Raw genomic sequence first — 741 nt, forward strand, 5'->3', positions numbered from 1 at the left:
CGGGACTGCGGACGATTTCTTGGACCGTTACGCGGCCCTTCCCAGCGCGGCGCGGAACTCGGCCGGCGTGCGGCCGCCGAGCGCATCGCTGCGCCTCTCCGTATTGTATCGGCCGATCCAGCCCCCGAGCTCCTCGATGAAGCGGGCAGGGGTCCAGCCCGACCAGTCCCTGCCGTGCCAGAACTCCCTCTTGAGCAGGCCGAAGAAGCCCTCCATCGCCGCGTTGTCCGGGCTGCAGCCCTTGGCGGACATGCTCCTGGCGAGGCCGTGCCCCTCGCAGATCGAGATCCAGCCGGGCCGGCGGTAGTGGCCGCCGCGGTCGGAGTGGATGACGGGGCGCTCGCCGGGCGCGAGCAGCGCGCAGGCGTCCTCGAGCGTCGAGTTGGCGAGCGCGGCGTCCGGTCTCTCGCCGGCCCTCCACGCCACGACCGAGGAGTCGAAGCAGTCCCTGATGGCCGACAGGTAGACCTTCCTGCCGGAGGGCAGCCTGAACTCGGTGATGTCGGTGAGCCACAGGAAGTTCGGCAGGGCCGAGCGGAAGTCGCGGCGCACGAGGTTCGGCGGGGCCGGCGTCGGCTCGCCCGCATAGGAGCTGTAGGGCCTCCTCTTCCTCCTCATCCACCTGGGGACCAGGCCCTCCTCGCGCATGATGCGGAGGACGACCTTCTCCGAGGCGCGCACGGGCTCGTCGAGCTCGCGCAGGCGCGCCGTCACGAAGCGGTACCCCCGCGCCCCCTCGCC

The 741-nt window shown here is 71.7% G+C and carries 1 protein-coding gene; it reads right to left on the reverse strand.

The features are described from left to right. Window positions 1–27: 27 nt before the first annotated feature. A partial coding sequence (locus tag ACTQXO_RS08740) for an IS3 family transposase (RefSeq protein ID WP_441545613.1) occupies window positions 28–741 on the reverse strand: 714 nt, incomplete at its 5' end.

The organism is Collinsella sp. LCP19S3_D5 (assembly GCF_052121415.1).
GTDB lineage: Bacteria > Actinomycetota > Coriobacteriia > Coriobacteriales > Coriobacteriaceae > Collinsella.